The sequence below is a fragment of the Moritella yayanosii genome, from assembly GCF_900465055.1.
GTDB lineage: Bacteria > Pseudomonadota > Gammaproteobacteria > Enterobacterales > Moritellaceae > Moritella > Moritella yayanosii.
Window position 1 is genome coordinate 1,771,712 of record NZ_LS483250.1, and the last position, 23,501, is coordinate 1,795,212.

19 protein-coding genes and 1 pseudogene are annotated in these 23,501 nt (G+C 41.3%); 14 read left to right on the forward strand and 6 right to left on the reverse strand.

Annotated features, from left to right (window positions below; translation table 11 throughout):
* Positions 1 to 83 precede the first annotated feature (83 nt).
* Positions 84 to 860, forward strand: a complete 777-nt coding sequence (pflA, locus tag MORIYA_RS08085; protein WP_112714231.1) for a pyruvate formate lyase 1-activating protein — start codon at positions 84 to 86, stop codon at positions 858 to 860.
* A gap of 102 nt (positions 861 to 962) precedes the next feature.
* A complete protein-coding gene (gene rlmA, locus MORIYA_RS08090; protein ID WP_112714233.1) occupies positions 963 to 1,796 on the forward strand; it encodes a 23S rRNA (guanine(745)-N(1))-methyltransferase in 834 nt (277 codons plus the stop codon).
* A gap of 135 nt (positions 1,797 to 1,931) precedes the next feature.
* On the opposite strand, the gene yfbV is transcribed toward rlmA, so the two are convergent.
* A complete protein-coding gene (gene yfbV / locus MORIYA_RS08095; protein WP_112714235.1) occupies positions 1,932 to 2,369 on the reverse strand; it encodes a terminus macrodomain insulation protein YfbV in 438 nt (145 codons plus the stop codon).
* 410 nt (positions 2,370 to 2,779) lie between these two features.
* Between yfbV and MORIYA_RS08100 the strand changes: the two genes are divergently transcribed.
* Positions 2,780 to 3,973: an acetate kinase gene (locus MORIYA_RS08100; protein WP_112714237.1), complete on the forward strand. Its 1,194-nt coding sequence runs from the start codon at positions 2,780 to 2,782 to the stop codon at positions 3,971 to 3,973.
* Between the two features lie 107 nt (positions 3,974 to 4,080).
* On the forward strand, positions 4,081 to 6,210 hold the full coding sequence (pta, locus tag MORIYA_RS08105; protein ID WP_112714239.1) for a phosphate acetyltransferase: 2,130 nt from the start codon (positions 4,081 to 4,083) through the stop codon (positions 6,208 to 6,210).
* 33 nt (positions 6,211 to 6,243) lie between these two features.
* Here the strand turns inward: pta and MORIYA_RS08110 are convergent, their stop codons facing one another.
* The gene (locus tag MORIYA_RS08110) at positions 6,244 to 6,543 is read right to left on the reverse strand and encodes a hypothetical protein (protein ID WP_112714241.1); all 300 of its coding nucleotides are present in this window, start codon (positions 6,541 to 6,543) and stop codon (positions 6,244 to 6,246) included.
* 424 nt (positions 6,544 to 6,967) lie between these two features.
* On the opposite strand from MORIYA_RS08110, the gene glmS reads away from it, so the two are divergent.
* The gene (gene glmS / locus MORIYA_RS08115; RefSeq protein ID WP_112714243.1) at positions 6,968 to 8,800 is read left to right on the forward strand and encodes a glutamine--fructose-6-phosphate transaminase (isomerizing); all 1,833 of its coding nucleotides are present in this window, start codon (positions 6,968 to 6,970) and stop codon (positions 8,798 to 8,800) included.
* Between the two features lie 296 nt (positions 8,801 to 9,096).
* Here the strand turns inward: glmS and ptuA are convergent, their stop codons facing one another.
* Both ptuA and MORIYA_RS08125 read right to left on the reverse strand, forming a co-directional pair.
* Positions 9,097 to 10,782, reverse strand: a complete 1,686-nt coding sequence (gene ptuA, locus MORIYA_RS08120; RefSeq protein ID WP_162629250.1) for a retron Ec78 anti-phage system effector ATPase PtuA — start codon at positions 10,780 to 10,782, stop codon at positions 9,097 to 9,099.
* The gene (locus MORIYA_RS08125; protein ID WP_112714247.1) at positions 10,775 to 11,716 is read right to left on the reverse strand and encodes a retron St85 family RNA-directed DNA polymerase; all 942 of its coding nucleotides are present in this window, start codon (positions 11,714 to 11,716) and stop codon (positions 10,775 to 10,777) included. Before MORIYA_RS08125 ends, ptuA begins: the two co-directional genes overlap by 8 nt.
* A 427-nt stretch (positions 11,717 to 12,143) precedes the next feature.
* Here MORIYA_RS08125 and MORIYA_RS08130 point away from each other — a divergent pair, with 427 nt between their 5' ends.
* From MORIYA_RS08130 to MORIYA_RS08140, 3 genes are all read left to right on the forward strand, one after another.
* On the forward strand, positions 12,144 to 13,994 hold the full coding sequence (locus MORIYA_RS08130; RefSeq protein ID WP_112714249.1) for a copper resistance system multicopper oxidase: 1,851 nt from the start codon (positions 12,144 to 12,146) through the stop codon (positions 13,992 to 13,994).
* Positions 13,991 to 14,872, forward strand: a complete 882-nt coding sequence (locus MORIYA_RS08135; protein WP_112714251.1) for a copper resistance protein B — start codon at positions 13,991 to 13,993, stop codon at positions 14,870 to 14,872. The genes MORIYA_RS08130 and MORIYA_RS08135 overlap by 4 nt, the downstream gene beginning before the upstream one ends.
* Positions 14,873 to 15,002: 130 nt before the next feature.
* Entirely contained in the window at positions 15,003 to 15,515 is a 513-nt protein-coding gene (locus tag MORIYA_RS08140) for a cupredoxin domain-containing protein (RefSeq protein WP_112714253.1), read from the forward strand.
* 71 nt (positions 15,516 to 15,586) lie between these two features.
* Here the strand turns inward: MORIYA_RS08140 and MORIYA_RS08145 are convergent, their stop codons facing one another.
* The gene (locus MORIYA_RS08145; RefSeq protein WP_112714255.1) at positions 15,587 to 15,931 is read right to left on the reverse strand and encodes a DUF3316 domain-containing protein; all 345 of its coding nucleotides are present in this window, start codon (positions 15,929 to 15,931) and stop codon (positions 15,587 to 15,589) included.
* 464 nt (positions 15,932 to 16,395) lie between these two features.
* Here MORIYA_RS08145 and MORIYA_RS08150 point away from each other — a divergent pair, with 464 nt between their 5' ends.
* Complete coding sequence (locus tag MORIYA_RS08150) at positions 16,396 to 17,070, forward strand: heavy metal response regulator transcription factor (protein WP_006032580.1); 675 nt, start codon at positions 16,396 to 16,398, stop codon at positions 17,068 to 17,070.
* The gene (locus MORIYA_RS08155; protein ID WP_162629251.1) at positions 17,067 to 18,425 is read left to right on the forward strand and encodes a heavy metal sensor histidine kinase; all 1,359 of its coding nucleotides are present in this window, start codon (positions 17,067 to 17,069) and stop codon (positions 18,423 to 18,425) included. The genes MORIYA_RS08150 and MORIYA_RS08155 overlap by 4 nt, the downstream gene beginning before the upstream one ends.
* Before the next feature lie 2 nt (positions 18,426 to 18,427).
* Here MORIYA_RS08155 and MORIYA_RS08160 read toward each other — a convergent pair whose 3' ends face one another.
* Positions 18,428 to 18,718: an antibiotic biosynthesis monooxygenase gene (locus MORIYA_RS08160; RefSeq protein WP_112714259.1), complete on the reverse strand. Its 291-nt coding sequence runs from the start codon at positions 18,716 to 18,718 to the stop codon at positions 18,428 to 18,430.
* Positions 18,719 to 19,226: 508 nt separating this feature from the next.
* On the opposite strand from MORIYA_RS08160, the gene MORIYA_RS08170 reads away from it, so the two are divergent.
* The 4 genes and pseudogenes from MORIYA_RS08170 (at position 19,227) to MORIYA_RS21765 (ending at position 23,314) form a co-directional block, all read left to right on the forward strand.
* Positions 19,227 to 19,961, forward strand: coding sequence for a glutathione peroxidase (locus tag MORIYA_RS08170; RefSeq protein ID WP_112714261.1), 735 nt, complete (start codon positions 19,227 to 19,229; stop codon positions 19,959 to 19,961).
* 365 nt (positions 19,962 to 20,326) lie between these two features.
* Positions 20,327 to 22,474 (forward strand): CHASE3 domain-containing protein, encoded by a 2,148-nt coding sequence (locus MORIYA_RS08175; RefSeq protein ID WP_174216911.1) that lies wholly within the window; start codon positions 20,327 to 20,329, stop codon positions 22,472 to 22,474.
* 295 nt (positions 22,475 to 22,769) lie between these two features.
* Positions 22,770 to 22,994, forward strand: a pseudogene (locus tag MORIYA_RS08180) (hypothetical protein); the annotation flags it as partial.
* Between the two features lie 128 nt (positions 22,995 to 23,122).
* Entirely contained in the window at positions 23,123 to 23,314 is a 192-nt protein-coding gene (locus MORIYA_RS21765; protein WP_408632081.1) for a hypothetical protein, read from the forward strand.
* The last annotated feature ends 187 nt before the right edge of the window (positions 23,315 to 23,501 follow it).

Sequence of the window (23,501 nt, forward strand, 5' to 3'; positions counted from 1 at the left end):
TTTATAGCGACAAGAAAAAAGCCTTACACCTGTAAGGCTTTTTTATTTATAATAACTGTATAGCCCTATCTTTTGGAAATATTATGTCGCTTATTAAGTCTATTGATTCTACCGAGTTATGTAGCACAATCGGACGCATTCATTCTACTGAATCTTTTGGCTCCGTAGATGGACCAGGTATTCGTTACATCGTTTTCATGCAAGGCTGCTTAATGCGTTGCCTGTATTGTCACAACCGTGATTCATGGGATTTGCATTCAGGTAAAGAAACAACCGTTGATGAATTAATGCGTGAACTTATTTCATACAAGGCATTTATGCTAGCAACAGGTGGGGGTGTAACAGCATCAGGCGGCGAAGCAATGCTACAGCCTGAATTTGTCCGTGATTTTTTCACTGCAGCGCAAGCCGAAGGGGTTAACACTTGCTTGGATACTAACGGCTATATTCGTAAATACAGCGACGTGATTGACGAAGTACTCGATGTTACTGACTTAGTGATGTTGGATTTAAAGCAAATGAACGACAACATTCACCAACAATTAACGGGGGTGAGTAACAAGCGTACGTTAGAATTTGCCGAGTATTTAGAAAAACGTAATCAAAAAACCTGGATACGTTATGTGGTGGTACCCGGTTATACCGATGATGATGCATCTGCACATCAGTTGGGTAAATTTATTCAACACATGAGTAATATTGAGAAAGTGGAATTGCTGCCTTACCACGAACTTGGTCTGCATAAATGGAAAACCATGGGCTATGATTACCCGCTTGATGGTGTGCCACCACCGAGTAAAGACACCATGGACCGCATTCAAAACATCTTATTAGAATACAAAGATAATGTAATTTATTAATCGTCCAAAGCGCATTCTATTGCAAACCGATCCTAGCGCTATGCTATGATCGGTTTTTTGTTTTAGCCTTTTAGCTAATCGCCATCAGAATAATGAGATCACATGAACTACCTCTGCCCTATCTGCGCTCGCCCTTTATCTGCACAAGACCAAAGTCTAGTTTGCGAGCAACGCCACCAATTTGATTTAGCAAAAGAAGGTTACGTAAACCTGCTGCCAGTGCAAAACAAAAAATCAAAGAATCCGGGTGACAACAAAGAGATGATGCAAGCGCGGCGTGAATTTCTGGACCAAGGCTTTTATCAATCACTATCCGACAAGGTTAATAGCATTGCTCAGCAAGCGTTAATCACGGTCAACGCTCCTAACATTCTCGACCTAGGCTGTGGCGAAGGTTACTATACGCATCGTTTAGCGCAAGTCATGGCGGCTATGTCGGATGCTAATACAGCACCCAACATAGCGGGTTTAGATATTTCTAAGTCGGCAATTCGTTTCGCAGCAAAGCGTTATAAAACGATCAGTTTTTGTGTGGCCAGTGCTTACAACGCCCCATTCGCCGATGCCAGCCAAGATTTAGTGATCCGTATTTATGCGCCATCACAAGATGCTGAATTAGCTCGTATTATTAAAGTCGGCGGTTACTTGCTTACCGTGACGCCTGCTGCCGAGCATTTGTTTGAATTGAAACAGAAAATTTATCAAACCCCTGAAAAGCATGACATGAGCATCGAACCAATTGCAGGGTTTGAGGTAGTTGAACAACAACGTTTGACACAAGAGATCACACTGACACAAGCCAAAGACAGTAAAAACCTACTGGAAATGACGCCACTGGCGTGGAAGATGAGTGACGAGCAAAAAGCGCAATTATACGCCACCGATTTAACGTTAACGCTGGACTTTAACATCACCCTTTATAAGCGTACCGCATAACGCTTTCGCAACGCAACGCATACACAGTCCGCCACATAACAGCCTCATTTAAAAGACAAAAAAATACCGATATTAACCATAATATCGGTATTTTTTGTGCCTATGTAAGCCAACGTCTCAGTCATAAAGCGTCGATTACTTAACCGTGAATGCCTTATCCATACGCTTAAATGCACTTCCTAAAATATCAGCCAATTCACTGTAATGCGGATTTTTTTTGGCTGGTTCAAGTTCACAACCTTGCGTAACTAACCCTTGATAAAGCTCATGATACCAACTTGCTAATGACACAGGTAATAACTCGCCAGAACGTTTACCTAACCAGAACAAACCTTGTATTGGTAGTGTAATAAATAATAATGCAATGGCAATACTGGCGGGTAATTGCTGCATGTCACCATATAAATACTGCATCATCACGGTTAAAATGGCTAATGGCGGCATCGTCTTAAAGCCAAGCTTCGTAGCCGCAATAACTCTATTTTCAGGAAAACGCGCAGCCAGTTCTTTTTTCATCGGCCAGCGCTGCATATAATGTTGACCTTTATATAAGGTATTTTTAAATACACTCATCAGCATCCTCCTGTCAAAAGACAAATTTACTATAGTTCAAACCATACACTATGTCATGGTGCAGGTAAAATAGTATATCCATGTTACGTTGATGGTTTAGATCAACTTTATTACAAATATACTTTGAGATATCGCCCCATAGCAAGTAAACTATGCACCAGTTAACACTTTTAGGTAAAATGTGAGTGACATGACTCACAGTTTTAGAAAGTTGTCATTTCTTTAAGATGGATACTTAGTAACGAACATTCGTCGTAGCAACTACGACATCGTACGTGAAAATGACAGTGTCAGCCAATTTACTAAGCACAGACAATATCTCTGCTTTAATAAAGATACGATACCTAAGCCAATATCGCTAGGATTGTTATCAGTTATTTTATTGATTATTTCATAATAGGTTTTTACGCATGAATAAACTCGTTCTAGTTCTAAACTGTGGTAGTTCTTCTCTTAAATTCGCAGTTCTTGACTCAGTATCTGGTGATGAAAAATTATCCGGTCTTGCAGAATGCTTTAATTTAGAAAACGCACGCATCAAGTGGAAACTTGACGGCAATAAAGGCACAGCCGATCTAGGCGCATTCGCTTCTCACAAAGAAGCTGTAGCATACATCGTAAATAACATTCTAAAAGAACAGCAAGCAATGAGCGACGCTATTGTTGCGATCGGTCATCGTGTTGTACACGGCGGTGAAAAGTTCACGTCGTCAGTAATCATCACAGATGACGTGATCAAAGGTATTGAAGACTGTGCGACATTAGCACCGCTTCATAATCCAGCTCACCTTATCGGTATCCGTGCTGCACAAGTTGCATTTCCAGCGCTTCCTCAAATAGCTGTATTCGATACTGCGTTCCACCAAACTATGCCTGAAAAAGCATACTTATACGCACTTCCGTACAAACTATACCGTGAAAATGGCATCCGTCGTTACGGCATGCACGGTACTAGTCACCTATTCATTACTCGTGAAGCAGCTTCGCTTCTAGGTAAAAAAGTTGAAGACACTAACATCATCAACTGTCACCTAGGTAACGGCGCATCGGTTTGTGCAATTAAAAACGGTAAATCAGTAGACACAAGCATGGGTATGACTCCGCTTGAAGGTCTAGTAATGGGTACGCGTAGTGGTGATATTGATCCAAGCATCATCAACCACCTAGTTACACAGTGTAACTACACGCTTGCAGAAGTTAACAGCATGCTTAACAACGAAAGTGGTTTATTAGGTATTTCTGAGATTTCTAGCGATTGCCGTGCTATTGAAGATGGTTATGCAGAAGGTAAAGCTGGCGCAGTTCGCGCAATGGAACTTTCTTGCTACCGTCTAGCTAAATACATCGCTTCATACGCAGCCGCTTTAGGCCGTATCGACGCTATCGTATTTACTGGTGGTATCGGTGAAAACTCTGATGTTATCCGTTCAATCGTATTAAACCAACTTTCTATCTTCGGTATCGAAGTTGACGAAGCAGCGAATACGGCAGCACGTTTTGGTTCTGAAGGTACCATCACTACAGCAAACAGTAAAATTAAAGCAATGGTTATTTCTACCAATGAAGAACTTGTTATTGCACAAGACGCAGTAAGCCTAATCTAATTCAGCTGGTAGCTAAATCAGTTTAATTTTTAAATCAAGGAAGGTGTTATCGCACCTTTCTCTCTTCTCAATCCCAATATAAGGGGACGCTAGTGGCTCGCACTATAATGCTCATCCCAGTTGGCGCCGGCGTAGGCGTAACTTCTGTTAGTCTAGGTATGGTTCGTGCGTTTGAACGCAACGGCTTAAACGTTAACTTTTTCAAACCTGTTGCTCAACCTCGCCAAGGCGAAAAAGGTCCTGAGTTATCAACTGAAATTATCCGTCAAGGAACGAATGCATCACCTGCAACACCGTTCACTTTATCACACGCTGAAAAATTAATCGGTGCTGGTAAAACTGACGTACTGCTTGAAGATATCGTTGAGCGTTTTGAATCGCACATGGTTGATGCTGAAATTGTTGTTGTTGAAGGTCTGGTACCAACAGCAAAACAACCTTTTGCTAACAGCCTAAACTACAACATCGCTAAAGCACTTGATGCTGAAATGATCTTTGTGACTAACCCAGGCACAGATTCATCCGAACAGCTAAAAGATCGTTTAGAGATCGCTTGCTCAAACTTCGGTGGCCGCAAAAACAAACGTATCATTGGCTGTGTGATCAACAAAGTTGGCGCACCACTTGATGAAGCTGGTCGTAACCGTCCAGATCTGGCTGAAATGTTTGAAGCAAACGCAGCTAATGCTAGCCATAACCTAGAAGTGCTACAAGTATTTGGCAAAAGCCCAATGCCGATCCTTGGTTGTATTCCTTGGAATGCAGAACTGATTGCACCTCGTGCAAAAGATCTGGCTAAGCACTTAAATGCTGAAATCCTAAACGAAGGCGAGTTACATGAGCGTCGTTTACACGGTATCACTTTCTGTGCACGTTCTATTCCAAACATGCTTGAGCATTTCCGTCCGGGTGCCTTATTAGTTACTTCTGGCGATCGTGCTGACGTTATCGTAGCGGCATGTCTTGCAGCAATGAACGGCGTTAAAATTGGCGCATTGCTACTAACTGGTGACGTTCGTCCTGACGTAAATGTATTAAAACTTTGTAGTCAAGCAATGGCAACTGGTTTACCAATCATGTTGATTACAACTAACACTTGGCAAACAGCGTTAACGCTTCAGAACTTCAATCTTGATATCCCTGCAGATGACAAACCGCGCATCGAAGCAGTTCAAGAATACATCGCAAGTCACATCGACAAGCAATGGATTGAAACGCTAACTATTGGTACTAAACGTACTCGTCGTCTATCTCCGCCTGCATTCCGTTACCAGTTAACTGAATTAGCACGTAAAGCGAAAAAACGTGTTGTACTACCTGAAGGTGAAGAACCACGTACAATTGAAGCGGCTAACATCTGTGCTGAACGTGGTATCGCGACACCAGTACTGCTTGGTAACCCAACAGAGATTAAACGTGTAGCAGAAAGCCAAGGTATCACCTTGTCTGCCGGCGTTGAAATCATAGATCCAATAACATGTCGTGAAAAATATGTTGCCCCTATGGTTGAACTGCGTAAAGCCAAAGGCCTGACTGAAGTAGTAGCACGTGAACAACTAGAAGATAACGTTGTGCTTGCGACTATGATGTTAGAACAGTCTGAAGTTGATGGGCTTGTATCTGGTGCCGTGCACACGACAGCAAACACAATCCGTCCAGCACTGCAGTTGATCAAAACAGCACCGGGTTCAAACCTAGTGTCTTCAATCTTCTTCATGTTGCTACCTGATCAAGTGTTAGTGTACGGTGATTGTGCAATTAACCCAGATCCAAATGCATCTCAACTTGCTGACATCGCGATTCAATCTGCTGATTCAGCGAAAGCATTCGGTATTGAGCCTCGCGTTGCAATGATCTCTTACTCAACTGGTTCATCTGGCCAAGGTAGTGATGTAGATAAAGTACGTGAAGCAACTAAGATCGCACAAGAACGTCGCCCTGATTTAATCATCGACGGTCCATTACAGTACGATGCTGCTATCATGGAAAATGTTGCGAAAAGCAAAGCGCCAAACAGCCCTGTTGCTGGTAAAGCGACTGTATTTGTATTCCCAGATCTTAATACTGGTAACACAACTTACAAAGCGGTACAGCGTTCTGCAAATCTAATCTCGATTGGTCCAATGCTGCAAGGCATGCGTAAACCAGTAAATGATTTATCACGTGGCGCATTGGTAGACGATATCGTTTACACAATCGCACTTACAGCGATTCAAGCTAAGCAGTTAAGCTCTTAGTCCGAATTTCTGATAAACGTGTTTAAGGCTTCCCTAGGGAAGCCTTTTTTTTGATGCTAAATTATTTGGACTTACGGCCCCTTCCTTTTCTTCCGTCTTCTCCATATCTTTTAGCGCTGTTTTGTACACATAAGCCAGCGTGAAATATGTGAGAAAAGAACTTGCGGTTACTAATACGGTTATCGCAAAGCCGGTTAAATTAAATATATCAACCGCAATTGAAGATATAGCAAAGGTCGGTAGTGAAAATAACACCGCAGCAGGCATTATTAATTTTATCTCAAAGATATTGACTTCATTTTTTAAATGAAGCCTGAATGTAATAAAAACCATGTTTTAGTTAAGGCCTGCATCATTGAGTTCCGCAACATTAATTAATACAAGTTTCATTAATTACGCTGTAACCACACATAAAGTGCAAGTTTAAATAGACAAACGAAACAAACGAAACTAATATACAGCAACTTCGAAACTTAATCTGTGATATTTACAGAATCAAGGCATCGATATAACGAGTGAAAGTAGATAAATTTCAATCACACGCTATATTTAATAAAATGTAACCCATGCATTTCATTTAAGTTACGTTTCAAACTTTTAAATACAAAATAATCGTTTAATGATGACAGTTTCGAGCTCAAAATCATTAAAACAAGTTATATCAGGACGAACGTCGTTACGGGCCGATAGGCAGTATTATCACGTGGTTATTACTTGTTTAAAAAATTTATACCATTTATAAAGCTAGGAGAAGACCATGTGTGGCATTGTTGGTGCAGTAGCGCAAAGAGATATCGCTGAAATTTTAGTTGAAGGTTTACGTCGTTTAGAATACCGCGGTTATGATTCTGCCGGTGTGGCCATTGTTGATCAAGACAATCACCTGCAGCGTATTCGTAGCTTGGGTAAAGTAAAAGAATTAGCGAATGCCGTTGAGACTGAACAACCGGTTGGTGGTACTGGTATTGCCCATACTCGCTGGGCAACACACGGTGAGCCTTCACAAGCCAATGCCCATCCACACGTATCAGGTGATATTGCCGTTGTTCATAACGGTATTATTGAAAACCATGAAATGTTACGTGAACTATTACAACAACGTGGTTATATTTTCCAATCGCAAACAGACACTGAAGTCATTGCCCACCTTGTTGAATGGGAACTACGCTCTGCCGATAGCTTACTGGATGCCGTACAAAAAACCGTTGCACAGCTAGAAGGCGCATACGGTACTGTGGTACTAAATCGTCTCGAACCAGGTAAATTAATTGTGGCACGTTCAGGTAGCCCAATTGTGATTGGTTTAGGTGTCGGCGAAAACTTCCTTGCATCCGATCAACTTGCACTGCTTAATGTTACTCGTCGTTTCATGTACCTTGAAGAAGGTGATGTGGCTGAAATTACCCGTCGTGATGTATCCGTATTTGATATTAATGGTAAGCCAGTAACACGTGAAGTAACGGAGTCAAATGCAGAGCATGATGCAGCAGATAAAGGCAAATTCCGTCACTTTATGCAGAAAGAGATCTTCGAACAACCTGTAGCATTAACCAATACAATGGAAGGTCGCCTTACAGCTAACAGCGTTATTACAGAAAGTATCGGCGTTAATGCGGCAGAGATCTTAGCGAAAGTTGAACACATTCAGATCATCGCTTGTGGTACGTCGTACAACGCAGGTATGACAGCCCGTTATTGGTTTGAATCGTTAGCAGGTGTCAGTTGTGATGTCGAAATCGCGTCTGAATTCCGTTACCGTAAGTTTGTAACGCGCCCTAATAGCCTACTTATCACTTTGTCACAGTCAGGTGAAACTGCAGATACGTTAGCAGCAATGCGTCTGGCGAAAGAAAAAGGTTACATGGCTGTAATGACCATTTGTAACGTAGCCGGTTCTTCATTAGTACGTGAATCTGACTTTGCATTCATGACCCGTGCGGGTACCGAGATTGGTGTTGCTTCGACTAAAGCATTCACGACACAATTAGCCGCATTATTAATGCTGGTAACGGCATTAGGTAAACAAAAACACGTTATCGATGCCACCAAAGAAGCTGAGATCGTAACGGCATTACATGCACTGCCAGCACAAATCGAAAATGCATTGTCATTTGATAAAGACATTGAAGCACTAGCCCAAGATTTTGCTGACAAACACCATACCTTATTCCTCGGTCGTGGTGAATTCTACCCTATCGCCATGGAAGCAGCGCTTAAGTTAAAAGAGATCTCGTACATTCACGCAGAAGCATATGCTGCGGGTGAATTGAAACACGGTCCGTTAGCGCTAGTTGATGCCGATATGCCGGTTGTGGTTATCGCGCCAACCAATGAATTACTCGAAAAGCTTAAATCGAATATTGAAGAAGTACGTGCACGTGGCGGCCTGCTTTATGTATTCGCAGATGCAGAAGCTGGTTTTGTTGAATCAGAAGGTATGAAGATCATCACTATGCCGCATGTAAGTGAAATTACAGCGCCGATCTTCTACACGCTACCAATGCAGTTACTGTCATACCATGTGGCCCTGATTAAAGGCACTGATGTGGATCAACCACGTAACCTCGCGAAGGCTGTAACTGTAGAGTAACAACAGACTTTTCAAACACATCGATTGCGTGTGAGTTATAGCGTTAGACATAAGTCCATTTATTCCATGCTTCATCAATAAGCGTGAATAAATGGATTTTTTATGGCTCTGGTTACGATTACTTCTTTTATAATTAAATTAGTGTTGTTGATTATAGTGCCAAATATGCTCTAAGGCCGTTTGAAACTCTTTAGCGATGCAACTATCCAAACCATCTTGTAAAAGCTCGTCCCATTTATCGCGGCCATGCTTAAATGAATTTAAACATGTCGGAGAGTCAGTTCTGATTAGCCTCTTCATTTTTTTTGTGCTCGTTGCAACATTCTTTCTTGTGCCTTAGTTTTCATTTTTTGTAATCGAATTTGACTGTCACATCGTTTCAATTCAACACTATCTTGACCAAAATGATTTTTTATTTTTTTATACATTTTTTGAGCTTTAACATTATTTTCATATTGTTCTTGTAAAATAAGACTTTCAAACTCATCAACCCAATGAGATTCAACTATTCGTTGAGGTGTTGCAAACACATCCATTAATTGCTCTAAAATATCAGAACTAACAACACCCTTAGTTTGAAATTCAGGAGCGTTAATCATCGTTTGTCCTTCAGGACGAGTACCCATAAACTGTCTGATACAGCGCTTATGAACAGTTGAAAGCACCTGCGGGCTATGAGTCGTTACAATAAACTGAATATTAGGAAATGTTTTCAGAAGGTCTAATAAAATATTTTGCTGCCATTTTGGATGAAGATGAAGTTCAATCTCATCAATTAAAACAATACCTTGACCATTAAGCGGGTTTTCTAACTTAGGATTTAATAATACTAATCGACGAGCTAAGTCAGATATTAATGCAAGAAAAACACGCTGGCCATCTGAAATCTGACCTAGTTTTACCGCTATACCATCATTTTTAACCATGATAATATCGGTACCAGAAGCAGTCTCAACCCAGATATCACTGATACTTGGAATAACGCTACATATGGCGTCAACAACAATGCGCTTACGTTGTACATCTGTGATAGTCTGCTGTTCTTTAGCAAGTGCCAGCTTTGATTTGGCATTATTAAGCTGAACTATAGTTTGCTCTAATAATGGTGCCAGAGACTCTACGCCATTCTCGACAGATAGTCTAAGACCATTAATTTGTTGTTGCAGTTGTTCTATATTATCAGATTGATCATTCACTGTTTTTTTATGTAAACCAATAAACCATTCAACAAAGTGTTCGAACTTACCCGCACCTTCTAGCGCGTCGTTATAAGCGTCAAATCTATTTTCTCGTTGTGACACAGACTCTTTATTTGTGTTCTTTGCTGTCTTCTTGATGGGATGAGAACGTTCAACGGAATAAAATGCAAATAGCGGTAGATTTATTATATTCTTAGCATTGATGACTCGCCAAACATTCGCAATATCTTTAAGCTCTTTTACATAGCTATCTCTTTTATTTTCAGATCCTAGCTTAACTCTAGATAAACGAGCTGGAATATTTTTAAGCCCTTTACCTAATGAAAAATCAGTGAGCACATCAGCAAAATATTGATCAGAATCATTCCTTATATCTGTCAATTTACTTATTTTTTGCCCCTGTCCATCTTCTTTGAGAATATTCGCAGTAAGCCAACTCAATGTTTTGGTTATGCCGTTAGCTATTGTCGTTTTTCCCTGCCCATTACCACCGATTAACACTGTTAAGTCTGCTTCAAAGTTAACTTGTAAGTGCTGAAAACGACGAAAGTCAAACAATGTTAACGAATCTAAAGTAAATTTGTTATTAAGCTTAAAGTCACCGGTATCACAAGCTGTCCCATCTTCTAAATATCTAACACATTGTTCAAGATATTTTCTCGCAATATCTTTATCAATTTCTACATCATCATTACCATTTTCATAATTTTCAAATAGTTGATAAGTAGGTAATAATTCGTTTTTTATTGCTTTGTTTTTCAATTCTCTGATATTTTTATTCATGATTAGCCTCATAAATACATTGAATTAATGCGTTAGAATATTTAATTTTCAACCTTTCGATAAATACAGGTTCAATGTGTTTTGCAAATGACAGTAACCCTTGCAGATAGCTAATATCTGAGCTATCTAATTCATTGTATTTAAATTGATGGACTAAATGTTTTATATATCGTTTTCGTTCACGTCCAATTGAAAGTTGCCCTTCATTATTCAGAGTAACGCCTGTGATATGACGGTTATGTGCGCGAGATGAAAACACAGTTTTACTATTATTTACTTTAAGGTGATCTTTAAAATTATTAAATAATACATTTTTAACCGATGGGATCATTGTATAAAGAACATCTTTTTCATCTGTAGAAAACGTTAAGTCGTCAGCATATCTTGTGTAGCTTATCGCTTGTTTTTTACAAAGTGAAGAAAGAGATAGATCAAACTCAAAAAGACAAAAATTTGAAATCATAGGGGAACTTGGCGCACCAACACTTAACACTAATTTACCGTTACTTTTTTTACTCGGGCTCCAAAACAGTAACTTTTCAACCCATTGCTGGTCTTGAACTGAAAAGTGGGGCGTCACACCCGAACAGGATCCTAAACTATCCCAAAACACTGAAGGTGGAATTGAGTTAAAGAAATTTTCTAAATCGGTCTTTAACAAGTATTGGTTTTCAACATGCACAAGTGCATTATCTTTAATACTCAGACCTTCTCGATAAGCTATCGCAGATTCGTGTAATGGAAATGTATAAAGCGTTAGAAAGGCACGTTGATAATCTTTGAGCTCCTTCGTCGGCTGTGCAATAACGCGATAGCCGTGTGAGCGCTTCGTAATTTTGTAAACTCTATACTTTTTAGGTGCATCAGAAAGAAAGCTCATCACTTCCGATTCACTTTTATTTAATTTTTTAGCTAACAGTTCAATAACACTCATAAAATTCCATAAAAAAGGCCAAAAGCAATGCTCTTGGCCTTTAACTCTTTACTAGAGACAGCGATATGTTCGCGGCCTAAAGGAGGAACGAGTTTATGCTGCGAATATTTCGCAACCAAATACGTTCAATAAATTAGAGTCTGGCTAACCACCCGACTAGACGAAATCGTCTTACGCTAAAGAGCCCTTTAAACTTAACAATATTTTTATAACATCGCATACCTGTTTTTGCCCTCAAACATCTCCTAACTATACTACTATTCTTCAAGGTGTTAGTTAAACGCTAGCCAGTACATAAACCAATCTTATCTCTATTTATCTCCAATATGACAAATTTGTCATTTTCGTGTCACCTTCTGGAAAGCCGCCTATTTGTAGAATAGACCATTAATAACAAGGATTATTTGAATCAAGGAGCACAGCAAATATGAAGCATTCTTTACATTCAGCCAATTTACCACGACGTAAATTCGTTAAAGGCCTCGCCGCCGGAGGGGTGATTGTGGGGTTGTATCCCCTGCTACAACCTGCCAGGGCCAGTAGTCTGAATACCCCACCGAGCAAGGCGCCAGTGCTGAGCGGTACTGAGTTTGATCTGGTCGTCGCTGAATCACAGGTTAATTTCACCGGAAAAATACGCATGGCAACCACCATCAATGGTTCTATTCCGGCTCCGACTCTGCACATGCGTGAAGGCGATACCGTGACAATACGAGTCACCAACCATTTGAAAGAGCATACATCCATTCACTGGCATGGCATTATCCTGCCTTACCAAATGGATGGTGTACCCGGGATCAGCTTTGCTGGCATAGCCCCGGGTGAAACCTTCACTTATCAGTTCAAAGTAGAACAAAGCGGTACCTATTGGTATCACTCCCATTCTGGCATGCAAGAAATGACCGGCATGTATGGTGCTATCGTGATCGAACCCGCAGCAGAAGAGAGTATCCAAGCAGATCGTGAACACGTGATCCTACTTTCAGACTGGACTGATGAAAACCCCGCACAGGTTTTCGCTAAGCTAAAAACGCAGGGTGATTATTACAACTTCAATCAACCCACAGTATTCGACTTTTTCCAAGACGCTTCCAAAAATGGACTGCAGGCAGCGGTGCAGTCACGCCAGATGTGGAATCGAATGCGCATGAGTCCCTCCGATCTCGCCGACCTCTCCGCACAAACGCTTACCTACCTGATGAATGGCACTACCCCTGCAGGTAACTGGACGGGATTATTTAAACCCGGTGAGCGGGTCAGATTGCGATTCATCAATGGTGCCAGTAACAGCTTTTATGACGTGCGGATCCCAGGGCTAGCATTAACGGTAGTGCAGGCAGATGGCATCAATGTAGAACCCGTCACCGTAGATGAATTTCGCTTTGGGCCAGGCGAAACCTACGATATAATCGTTGAGCCCAGCGCTGATACCTATACCCTGTTTGCTCAATCGATGGATAGAACCGGTTATGCTCGCGGTACCTTAACGACTCAAGCAGGCCTCAGCACTGATGTACCAGCATTAGATAAACCCGAATCACTGACCATGACCGACATGATGGGCAGTATGGGGGCAATGGGTAACATGGATAAAATGAACGGCATGGATCATGGTTCTATGTCTGGAATGCAGCATTCTGGCATGGCCGATATGGGGAAGATGATCGGTATGGATCATAGTTCGATGCCTAGTATGATGAGTAAGATGGACCACTCGGCCATGTCTAGTATGAAATCTAAGTTAGCGACAGCCAGTAAGCAGGTGCGGCATGCTAACACAGAGTACGGTCCCAGCGTCGATATGCGGGTCGATATGCCACGCACTAACCTTGACGATCCTGGGGTCGGTTTACGTAATAACGGACGACGGGTATTAACCCTAGCCGACCTTAAAACCTTAGGCGGACCAATGGATCCTCGCACTGCCGAGCGTGAAATAGAACTGCACCTGACCGGCAATATGGAACGCTATACCTGGTCTCTGGACGGACTCGAATTCGGTAGTTCGACCCCTATTCATTTCAACTACGGGGAGCGAGTGCGAATTATTTTACACAACGATACCATGATGACGCACCCTATGCATCTGCACGGCATGTGGAGCGAAGTCGAAAATCCAGATGGCAGTTTCCAGGTACGTCGCCACACCATTCCGGTGCAACCGGCACAACGTATCAGTTTTCTGGTTACTGCTGACGCACGCGGGCGCTGGGCTTGGCATTGTCATCTTATGTTCCATATGGATGCGGGTATGTTCCGTGAAGTGGTGGTTTCATGAATACAATTCCTCGCACGCTTAATTCCGTCACCACGTTGATGGCCATAACAACACTGAATCTACTCTCCTTTAGTTCCCAGGCTGAACCGTCGCATAGCATGCCCGACATGAGTGAGCACAGCATGCCAATGCAAGGTGGCTCAGCCCCCTCTGATGCGCGGGATCCCCATGCCTATGCAGATGGCATCACTTTAGAATCAGGACCTTATGTACTCCCTGGTCCACGTCAATTAAGGTTTGCAGACGAGCATAGCCGTGGCGGACTGTTAATCGATCGTCTGGAGCGGGTATTTACCAATAATGAGGATTCATGGGTCTATGACGGTCAAGTTTGGTATGGCCAGGATTATGATCGTGTAGTTGTCAAATTAGAAGGTGATATTACCGATAGTAAAGTCGAGGAATCTAGTACCGAATTATTATGGAACCATGCCATCTCCACGTTTTGGAATACTCAATTAGGGGCTAGATATGATACTGGCGAAGGTCCAGATCAGAGCTGGTTAGCCTTCGGCATCCAAGGATTAACCCCTTACTGGTTTGAAATTGATGCCACAGCTTATGTCAGTGACGAGGGACAAACAGCCTTATCGCTAGAAGCTGAATACGAATTATTGCTCACCCAGCGTTTAGTATTACAACCACGTTTGGAAATGACCCTCTATGGTAAAAATGACGCCGAGCGTAACAATGGTAAAGGTCTGTCTGATCTCGCCATCGGGATGCGATTACGTTACGAAATAACCCGGCAATTTGCACCTTACGTCGGTGTTGACTGGGCAAAGTCATTTGGTAATACCGCCGACTTTATCCGCGAAGACAATGCAGCAGCAACAAAAGAAACCCGCTGGCTTGCAGGGCTCCGTTTTTGGTTTTAACGCCAGCTAAATTTAATAATAACAAGTACATCAAATATATACCTAAGCCACTGCAAGATGCTAGTTCAGAAACTTGCGGATATAGCTTGGGTATCGATCTTACTAACAATGAACAACAGAGAGTAACGACATGAAAGCAACTAAAACACTACCAATTTTACTATTAAGCCTGCTCCCTAGCTTGGTATTCGCTGGCGGAGGCCACGGTGCAGATAATAGTACTGGTCACGGTGCAGGCCATAACATGACAGGTATGATGGACATGACAAATTCAGCATCCGGCCAACCCGGTAAAGCGGCAGATATTACTCGGACTATCGATATCACCATGAATGACAACATGCGATTTACCCCGAGTCAGATCCACGTTAATGCCGGAGAAACCATCCGTTTTTTTGTTAAGAATGCAGGAAAAATATCTCACGAACTGGTCATTGGTTCGACTGAGGCATTGGGGAAACATGCCCAAATGATGCGAGACATGCCAGAGATGCAACATGCAGAAAGCAATATGTTGAGTTTAGGTTCTGGTCAGCGCGGCGGGTTGATATGGCAGTTCACGCAAGCAGGCTATGTTGACTTTGCCTGTTTACTACCAGGCCACAGAGAAGCGGGCATGAAAGGGACAATAATGGTGATGTAATTAACAACTCCCAAGATAAACAATAATTGAATTAAAGACTAGCTCCAGATCAGATCTGGAGCTGTAAATAATTAGCGATTACTACCAGCCTCTTTATAACTGTAATTTAGCTTCACCTTAGCTTGATACTTTAACGAGCCGTTTGCATCCGCAAATTCATCTACATAAACACGCCCATCATTAATTCGAATTGAACTTCTGACTGTACTCGTATTCACTATATTAAGCTTTTTATAAGCCTGATTCCCCGTTAGCAACTTCAGTTGTTGCAATATATTAACCCCAGTCTCGTAAGCCTCGGTTCGGCTTTCAGTGACACCTGTGTATATTTCGGTGTTAGCCGATATTTGTGTGGCAGAGGCCGCGAAAGATTGCAAGCTAAGGGTTAATGCGGTCATTAGAATTAATTTTTTCATATTGTTCACCTTGATGTGATTAGAAGATACACATCAAATACTAATGCCCCAATCTGTCATCAGCATGTCATCCATATTACAAGCTTGTCAGCTTCAAACTATCTTATTTTTCAATACGCTGGCGCACTACTTAATGATGAAAATGACAAAATTGTAATCTTCAAGACAGTTTTCTGTCATAAACTCATTATAATCTCCATTAGTTTAAGAGATTGACACTCCTCTACGTGAACGAAGAGGATTCTTGGCGTCATCGGTTCGTGCATTGCAACATTAGATTGCGTTAGTCTTCTCGAACCTCTTACAAGCATTTAATGTGTAGTAGGTAACATCTTGCTTCGCCAGAATGACTTACATCCCTGGCATAAATGACGGGGTTTTACGTCAAAGATGATAAATTAAGCAAGTGTCGTAAAGTCTCTATACCAGTCCAACAATACCGTTATCAAACGCGTGGGAAATCAATGAAAATTCTAATTATTGAAGATGAAGTTAAGTTAGGGAAATACCTTAAACAAGGGCTGGATGAAAGCGGCTTCAACGTAGATCTTGTCGATAACGGTATTGATGGCTTGCATCAAACAACCGAAATGGACTACGACCTGGTGTTATTGGATGTGATGTTACCGGGGATGAACGGCTGGGATATCCTAAAACGCCTACGCCTAAAACCCAAATATTTACCGGTAATAATGCTCACCGCCAGAGATGATGTGGCAGATAGAGTCCAAGGCCTAGAGCTTGGCGCAGATGATTACATGAGCAAACCGTTTTCTTTCTGTGAGTTATTGGCCCGGATCCACAATCAGTTACGCGACAAAGGTTCAACACACAGCGCCATTCTCACTATCGGCGATTTAGAGTTTAATCGGTTAAAAAGAAAAGTAAAAAGAGACGGTGACAGCATAGATCTTACGGCTAAAGAATTCGCCTTACTTGAGTTTTTACTGACTCGTCAAGGGCAAGTATTATCCAAATCGCAAATAGCCAGCCATGTATGGGATATCAATTTTGACAGTGATACTAATATCATTGAAGTTGCGATTAAACGTTTACGCAATAAAATCGATCAGGGTTTCTCATCACCACTGATCCATACCGTGCGGGGCATGGGCTATGTGTTGGAGCTAAGGTCGTGAAAGGGTCTATTGCCACCAAATTAACCTTGCACTTTACCCTGAGCTATTTCCTTATCGTCAGTGCTGCAATTGCTTTTTTTTGGTGGTTCAGCAGTCAACATTTCAATGACATGGATAAGCAATACATTCTTAGCAAGAGTGACATGGTTATTGCAGCTATTGACGGCATTAATCAAGATCAGGATATAAATTTCAGTACTATCCTTACCGATCATCCTGATACCCATGTATTAGCTATCAACAACGCCAATCAATTAATTCCATCTTCTTATCAAGGCCTTACAGTACCATCTGCACTGCGTGATGGCCGCCCTGGACAGCTCGTTAACTGGCAAAGTGAGATAGCCTACTTTAAAGGTATTGCGACCATCACCCGAAATCGCCAAGGTGAAAATTTTCGTTTAATCGTGATCAGGGATGTCACTTATCATGCTGAATTTCTAAATAGTTCAACAAAAAATATGATCTTGAGCATGGGATTAATGTTCTTTATTCTTAGCATCATAGGGGCTTTTGTTGCTTGGTATGGTTTATCGCCACTACGTAAATTTAGTATGGAAACCAGCAGGATAGATATAAATACGCTGGCAACTCGACTTGATCAGCAAGAATATCCCAAAGAGATGCAGTCATCGATTCAGGTCTTCAACCTGATGCTCAAACGTCTGGAAGGTTCGTTCGATCAATTATCATTCTATGCGGCAAACTTAGCACATGAATTAAGAACCCCATTGGCATCCATGACAGTGAGGAATCAATGTATGTTGCAAGGTGAAAGAAGCTCGCTGGATTACAAAGATACCCTTGAATCTAATATCGAAGAGTTAGAGTTTCTGTCCAAAACAGTCACCGATATTTTACTCATGGCGAAAGCCGAAAGTGAGCAACTCACCGTCAATAATGAACGGGTCGATGTATACGAGTTAGCATCTAAACTTGCGGACTATTTTCAGTTACTGGCAGATGAAAAAAACGTGAATATCATTATCGAAGGACAAGCCGAACTAAACACTGATAGCGCGTTATTACGTCGAATTATCGCTAACCTGTTATCCAATGCAGTACGCCATGCCGATGATAATAGTAAGATAATTATTGCGATTGGAGAAGAAAATGACAATATCCAACTCTCCGTATCTAATGTCGGAAAGACCATTCCAACAGATGACTGTACGCATTTGTTTGAACGAAATTTTACCCGCAATAATAACTCAACCGTCAATATCGGGATCGGATTAACCCTATCCAGAGCGTTACTCAATACGCTAGGCGGCCGTATTTGGGTCAAGTCAGCACGACAAAGTACGCAATTTTATATTCGTTTGCCTAAAACAAGTGATACCGTATTATCATGACATTAAACATAAGTCTGCCCTTCAGCGGTATTTTCATAAACAATTATCAGCGGCGGTTCCGTAACCCCCGCCTCCCGCATTACCGCCTTTAATGTATCGGAAGCAAAAAATGCATTGGCATTGTCGACACTGTCCCACTCGAATGTAAGGCAAAGATCATTGGCTTCGTTAGGAATGTGCCCGAGGGTATAAGACAGTTCACCACCGGCTTTACGCTGAGCTAAAAAATCATCAAAAGCCTGTTTCCATAACCCGTAACTTTCAACTTTATGCCTAATAAATACCTTCGTCATAATAACTCTCCACTTAAATAACTCACCAATGACAGCGTCATAAACTCACTACCGTCACTTAAAAATAGTTAACATTCATGCTTCAAGCAATATTCGAGGGCTTATTCACGACCTCAATACACGGTCTGGTTTTCCATTGATAACTTCTCAACCAAAAAATCAATAAATGCCCTTAGTGCAGGTCGTTGATATTTACAGCCATGATAAACAGCATAGACTTCAGCACTAGTTCCCTTTCAATTTAAGTTATTCCGCCCTGCAATATGGATTAGATCTTAAATAAACAGATTTAATCCATAGCCAAAACAAATTAAAATTTAAATACCAACAGGACTAATAGCTTAAGCCTATCAAAACTTAAGATTTAATCGATTGTATCTATCTCTCCTAATTAGACATAATAGCTACATCAAGACGACACAGACACAACGTCTTCACAACATTTATAACAAACCTCTTTATAACAAACATAAGTAGCTTAATTAATAGCTACATTAAGGAATATATTATGACGACATTAGTATCGAAAGAAGGCCAAACCGTTCCACAAGTTACATTCCCAATTCGCCAAGGTGATGCATGGGTTAACCGTACTACTGAAGAGTTATTTGCTAACAAAACGGTGATTGTATTCAGTCTGCCAGGCGCATTCACACCGACTTGTTCGTCAAGCCATTTACCCCGTTATAACGAACTAGCTAGCGTATTCTCTGCACACGGCGTTGATGACATTTTATGTGTATCAGTCAACGATACATTCGTAATGAACGCATGGAAAGATGATCAAGAAGCAGAAAACATTACCTTCATTCCAGACGGTAACGGTGAGTTCTCTGCAGGTATGGGTATGTTAGTCGACAAATCTGATATCGGTTTTGGCAAGCGTTCATGGCGTTACAGCATGCTGGTTAAAAACGGCGTGGTAGCAAAAATGTTCATTGAAGCTGACGAACCAGGCGACCCGTTCAAGGTATCTGACGCAGACACTATGCTAGGTTATGTGGCACCAGAATATAAAGTGCAAGAATCCATCACCGTATTCACCAAACCGGGCTGCCCGTTCTGCGCTAAAGCAAAACAAACCTTAATCGACCAGGGTTTAAACTACGAAGAAGTGGTACTCGGTAAAGACGCAACCACGGTTAGCCTACGTGCAGTGACAGGTCAAAGTACAGTGCCACAAATCTTTATCGGTGGTAAACACATCGGTGGTAGTGAAGCGCTAGAAACATACTTCGCTTAATCATCCGGTTTAGTATTACCGAAAATTACATCCGCGAATAACCATACTCACATGTCTTATTCGTCAAAAGGAAGCCTCTGCGCTTCCTTTTCTATTTCGCCTTCCAAAAAAACATCACAACTAGACAGCAAACCAGCAACTAAATAAAACCCAAATAGCTAAGTAAAATATTAAACAACTAAAGCCACTTTAGCATTTAATCTCATTTATCAACCACCGCTCACAGATATACAGTGAAAACAGTACTTATACAAAATTATAATTAAAACTTTACCTTATGTTACTAGACTTCATATCTATACAAACTTTCAATCGACAATTCATGTGGATGGGAGTAATTACAGGATGTTACCGCGGAGACTGTTATGTTTAAAAATATGAAGTTTACTACCAAATTATATTCAAGTTATGGGCTTATTCTATCCTTAATGCTAGCCGTCACTCTGGTTGTACTATTCAGCGTGAAATCACTTGTCAGTAACTTTGGCTGGGTAAACCACACGCATAAAGTTTTGGCTAAAGCGTCAAGTATTGAAGCCGCTGCCGTTGATATGGAAACCGGTATGCGCGGTTATCTACTCGCAGGTAAAGCTGATTTCTTAGCACCTTACAAAAATGGTGAACAGACATTTAATACTTTAACCAGTAACCTTTCTGAAACTGTTTCTGATAATCCTGCACAAGTGGCATTAATAAAAGACATTAAGCGCACTATCTACGAATGGCAGAAGAATGTCACCGAGCCCGTCATCGCCTTAAGAACAGAAATCGGTAACGCCAAAAACATGGACGATATGGCCGATTTAATTGGCCAGGCACAAGGGAAAAAATATTTCGATAAATTTAGAGCTCAATTAACGACTTTCATTGAACGCGAACGAAAATTAATGACAGAACGTAAAGAATACGCACAAAACAGTACCAATGTTGAAGAACTAAGAGAATTAAGTCAACGGGTTGAGCACACTTACCGCGTCATCGCCACGGCGCAGGCAATAGTGACAGCAGCGGTTGATATGGAAACCGGTATGCGCGGCTTTCTACTTGCTGGGAAAGACGAATTTTTAACACCTTATATCAAGGGTAAAGAACAGTTTTATCGCTTAATTAGTCAATTATCAAACACAGTATCCGACAATCCAGCGCAAGTAATGTTGCTAGGCTCCGCTAAATCAATAGTTGATAATTGGATAAGTGCAGTCGTTGAAAAACAAATCACCCTACGCCGTAGCATTGGTAATGCAAAAACCATGAATGATATGGCAGACCTTGTTGGTGAAGCTAAAGGTAAAGTGTATTTTGATAAATTCCGCGAACAAATACAAACCTTTAAGCAACGAGAAACAAACTTAATGAATGCCAGAATGGTCGAGTTAGAAGAAACTGAATCTGCAGTTATTAACACCACTATTTTAGGCACAATACTCGCCATTATCACCGGCATTGGCATTGCGGTCTGGCTCACCCGTCATATTATGAATTTACTTGGTGGTGAGCCGGCATACATTGCTGAAATAGCCAAGACAGTCGCTAAAGGTGACTTAACTATAGAATTAAAAAGTGATGGTAATGACCGTGGTATTTACGCTGAAATGAAGAACATGATCGCTAACCTGAAGGAAAAAGCGGAACTCGCACAAACAATCGCGGCTGGTGAACTCAATCATAAAGTCATATTAGCCTCAGATAAAGATACGGTAGGCTTAGCATTACAAGAAATGACCGCTAACTTAAATGAAGTATTAGGCCAAACCAAATTAACCAGTATTGAGATATCACAGGGCAGTTACAACATCTCAGAAACGAGTGCTGCGTTATCAGAAGGTGCATCAGCTCAGGCTGAAAGTCTAGAGAACATCTCCGCATCATTAAACCAATTGAGTACTCAAATCGGCGAAAATGCAAAAAGCGCCAATCAAGCACAAGAGTTAGCCATGCTTGCCCAAAGTTCAGCAGAACAGGGTATCGAAAAAATGGAGACCATGATTGCTGCAATGGCTGAAATATCAGCTGCCAGTGAAAGTATCGCAGACTTCATCAATACGATTGACGACATTGCCGATCAAACCAATTTACTCGCCTTAAACGCCGCTATAGAAGCCGCTCGCGCTGGTGAACAAGGTCGTGGTTTCGCCGTGGTCGCAGATGAAGTCCGCCAATTAGCGGCCAGAAGTACAACGGCTGCCGAAGAAACCTCAAAACTGATCGCAAGTTCGGTCGAGAAAACGAAAAATGGTAGCTTGATTGCCATCGAAACAGCTGAAAGTTTAAAAAGCATTTTTGAAAGTGTCAGTCAAACTGCCGTACTCGTTGAGCAAATCGCACTAGCGAGTAACGAACAAGCAATCGGTGCAGAAGAAATTAACCAAGGCGTTACCGAAGTCGACGGTGTAACCAAACAAAACAATAGCACAGCACAAGAAAGTGCCGCAGCTGCCGAACAACTATCCCAACAAGCTGAATTACTAACATCTATGTTATCCCGCTTTAAACTCAATGAAACCTACGCATAATCCCTACAAAAACGTTGAAATGATGGCACTTGGTATATCCAAGTAGCCATCACAATGCCCTCTAAATTCAACAATAATAACGTTCAATTCAAACGACAACAACGCTAAAAAATCAACAATTAAAAAATTAAACAATAATTTAAATAAAGATTGTTACCTATAAGTAATGATCTTTTACCGTTTCAGTATATTGTTTTGTTCCTTCCGAAATGTAGAATGCCCGCCATCGCAACATAAATACATTCAACACTAAATAATCAACACACATGTGATTTGATTAAATAAAGGATCGTCAATGTCTACATTAACAACTCAACCCGGTATTTTTCTTTTCAAATCTGGTTCATTTAAATCAAATTACCTGAGTAAATTATTGGAAGTCGAAGGCCTAAAAAGCCAAATGGCAGAGGTTGGCGATGTGCTCCTTTTCTCTCCAGACGTAACCGTTATCTTCGATGCAGAAAGTGATGGTGAAGCTATCTACACTGCACACCGAAACGCGGATCCATCATTCTCACCAGCAATGGATAAAGACATTACCCCAACGGCGAATAACTTTAATGGGGGTACATTACAGTGTCACTGTAGCAGTAACCCAGTGACGGTAAAACACATCCATTCTTTGGTTTAGACTTTGTTCGCACAGAATTGTCTGCCGATAAAGGTTGGTCTGCACCTGAATTTTCCGCGTTTGTTTCATCGATTATTGAAACAGGTACCGATCCAAAAGACATGACCGCAATCAGATCACGTTTGAATGCGTTAGGTCTTGAATCTTATGATTGCCTATCGCCAACACTAATGGATGTGATTGCAACACACGTTGCTAACAGTAAATAACCCATACTCTTAAGAACAAAATGTATGGTCGACCTCGTTATTGCAAGTAACAATGTTAAATAACGGGGTTGGCTTTCGCTAATGTATTCGGAGTCTATGTAGGTACATTATTACCGCTCCATGATGATAACTATTCTAGATTGTCCTCAAGCATTATTATTTATAATACTGAAGTTTAAAGGGGTAT

Excerpts from the sequence above, each read along its gene's own strand:
- MORIYA_RS08160 (WP_112714259.1), bottom strand. The coding sequence starts at position 18,718 with ATGACGAAGGTATTTATTAGGCATAAAGTTGAAAGTTACGGGTTATGG.
- ptuA (WP_162629250.1), bottom strand. The coding sequence starts at position 10,782 with ATGAATAAAAATATCAGAGAATTGAAAAACAAAGCAATAAAAAACGAA.
- pflA (WP_112714231.1), top strand. The coding sequence starts at position 84 with ATGTCGCTTATTAAGTCTATTGATTCTACCGAGTTATGTAGCACAATC.
- MORIYA_RS08130 (WP_112714249.1), top strand. The coding sequence starts at position 12,144 with ATGAAGCATTCTTTACATTCAGCCAATTTACCACGACGTAAATTCGTT.
- MORIYA_RS08145 (WP_112714255.1), bottom strand. The coding sequence starts at position 15,931 with ATGAAAAAATTAATTCTAATGACCGCATTAACCCTTAGCTTGCAATCT.
- rlmA (WP_112714233.1), top strand. The coding sequence starts at position 963 with ATGAACTACCTCTGCCCTATCTGCGCTCGCCCTTTATCTGCACAAGAC.
- MORIYA_RS08170 (WP_112714261.1), top strand. The coding sequence starts at position 19,227 with ATGACGACATTAGTATCGAAAGAAGGCCAAACCGTTCCACAAGTTACA.
- MORIYA_RS08175 (WP_174216911.1), top strand. The coding sequence starts at position 20,327 with ATGTTTAAAAATATGAAGTTTACTACCAAATTATATTCAAGTTATGGG.
- pta (WP_112714239.1), top strand. The coding sequence starts at position 4,081 with ATGCTCATCCCAGTTGGCGCCGGCGTAGGCGTAACTTCTGTTAGTCTA.
- MORIYA_RS08100 (WP_112714237.1), top strand. The coding sequence starts at position 2,780 with ATGAATAAACTCGTTCTAGTTCTAAACTGTGGTAGTTCTTCTCTTAAA.
- yfbV (WP_112714235.1), bottom strand. The coding sequence starts at position 2,369 with ATGAGTGTATTTAAAAATACCTTATATAAAGGTCAACATTATATGCAG.
- MORIYA_RS08140 (WP_112714253.1), top strand. The coding sequence starts at position 15,003 with ATGAAAGCAACTAAAACACTACCAATTTTACTATTAAGCCTGCTCCCT.
- glmS (WP_112714243.1), top strand. The coding sequence starts at position 6,968 with ATGTGTGGCATTGTTGGTGCAGTAGCGCAAAGAGATATCGCTGAAATT.
- MORIYA_RS08135 (WP_112714251.1), top strand. The coding sequence starts at position 13,991 with ATGAATACAATTCCTCGCACGCTTAATTCCGTCACCACGTTGATGGCC.
- MORIYA_RS08150 (WP_006032580.1), top strand. The coding sequence starts at position 16,396 with ATGAAAATTCTAATTATTGAAGATGAAGTTAAGTTAGGGAAATACCTT.
- MORIYA_RS08125 (WP_112714247.1), bottom strand. The coding sequence starts at position 11,716 with ATGAGTGTTATTGAACTGTTAGCTAAAAAATTAAATAAAAGTGAATCG.
- MORIYA_RS08110 (WP_112714241.1), bottom strand. The coding sequence starts at position 6,543 with ATGGTTTTTATTACATTCAGGCTTCATTTAAAAAATGAAGTCAATATC.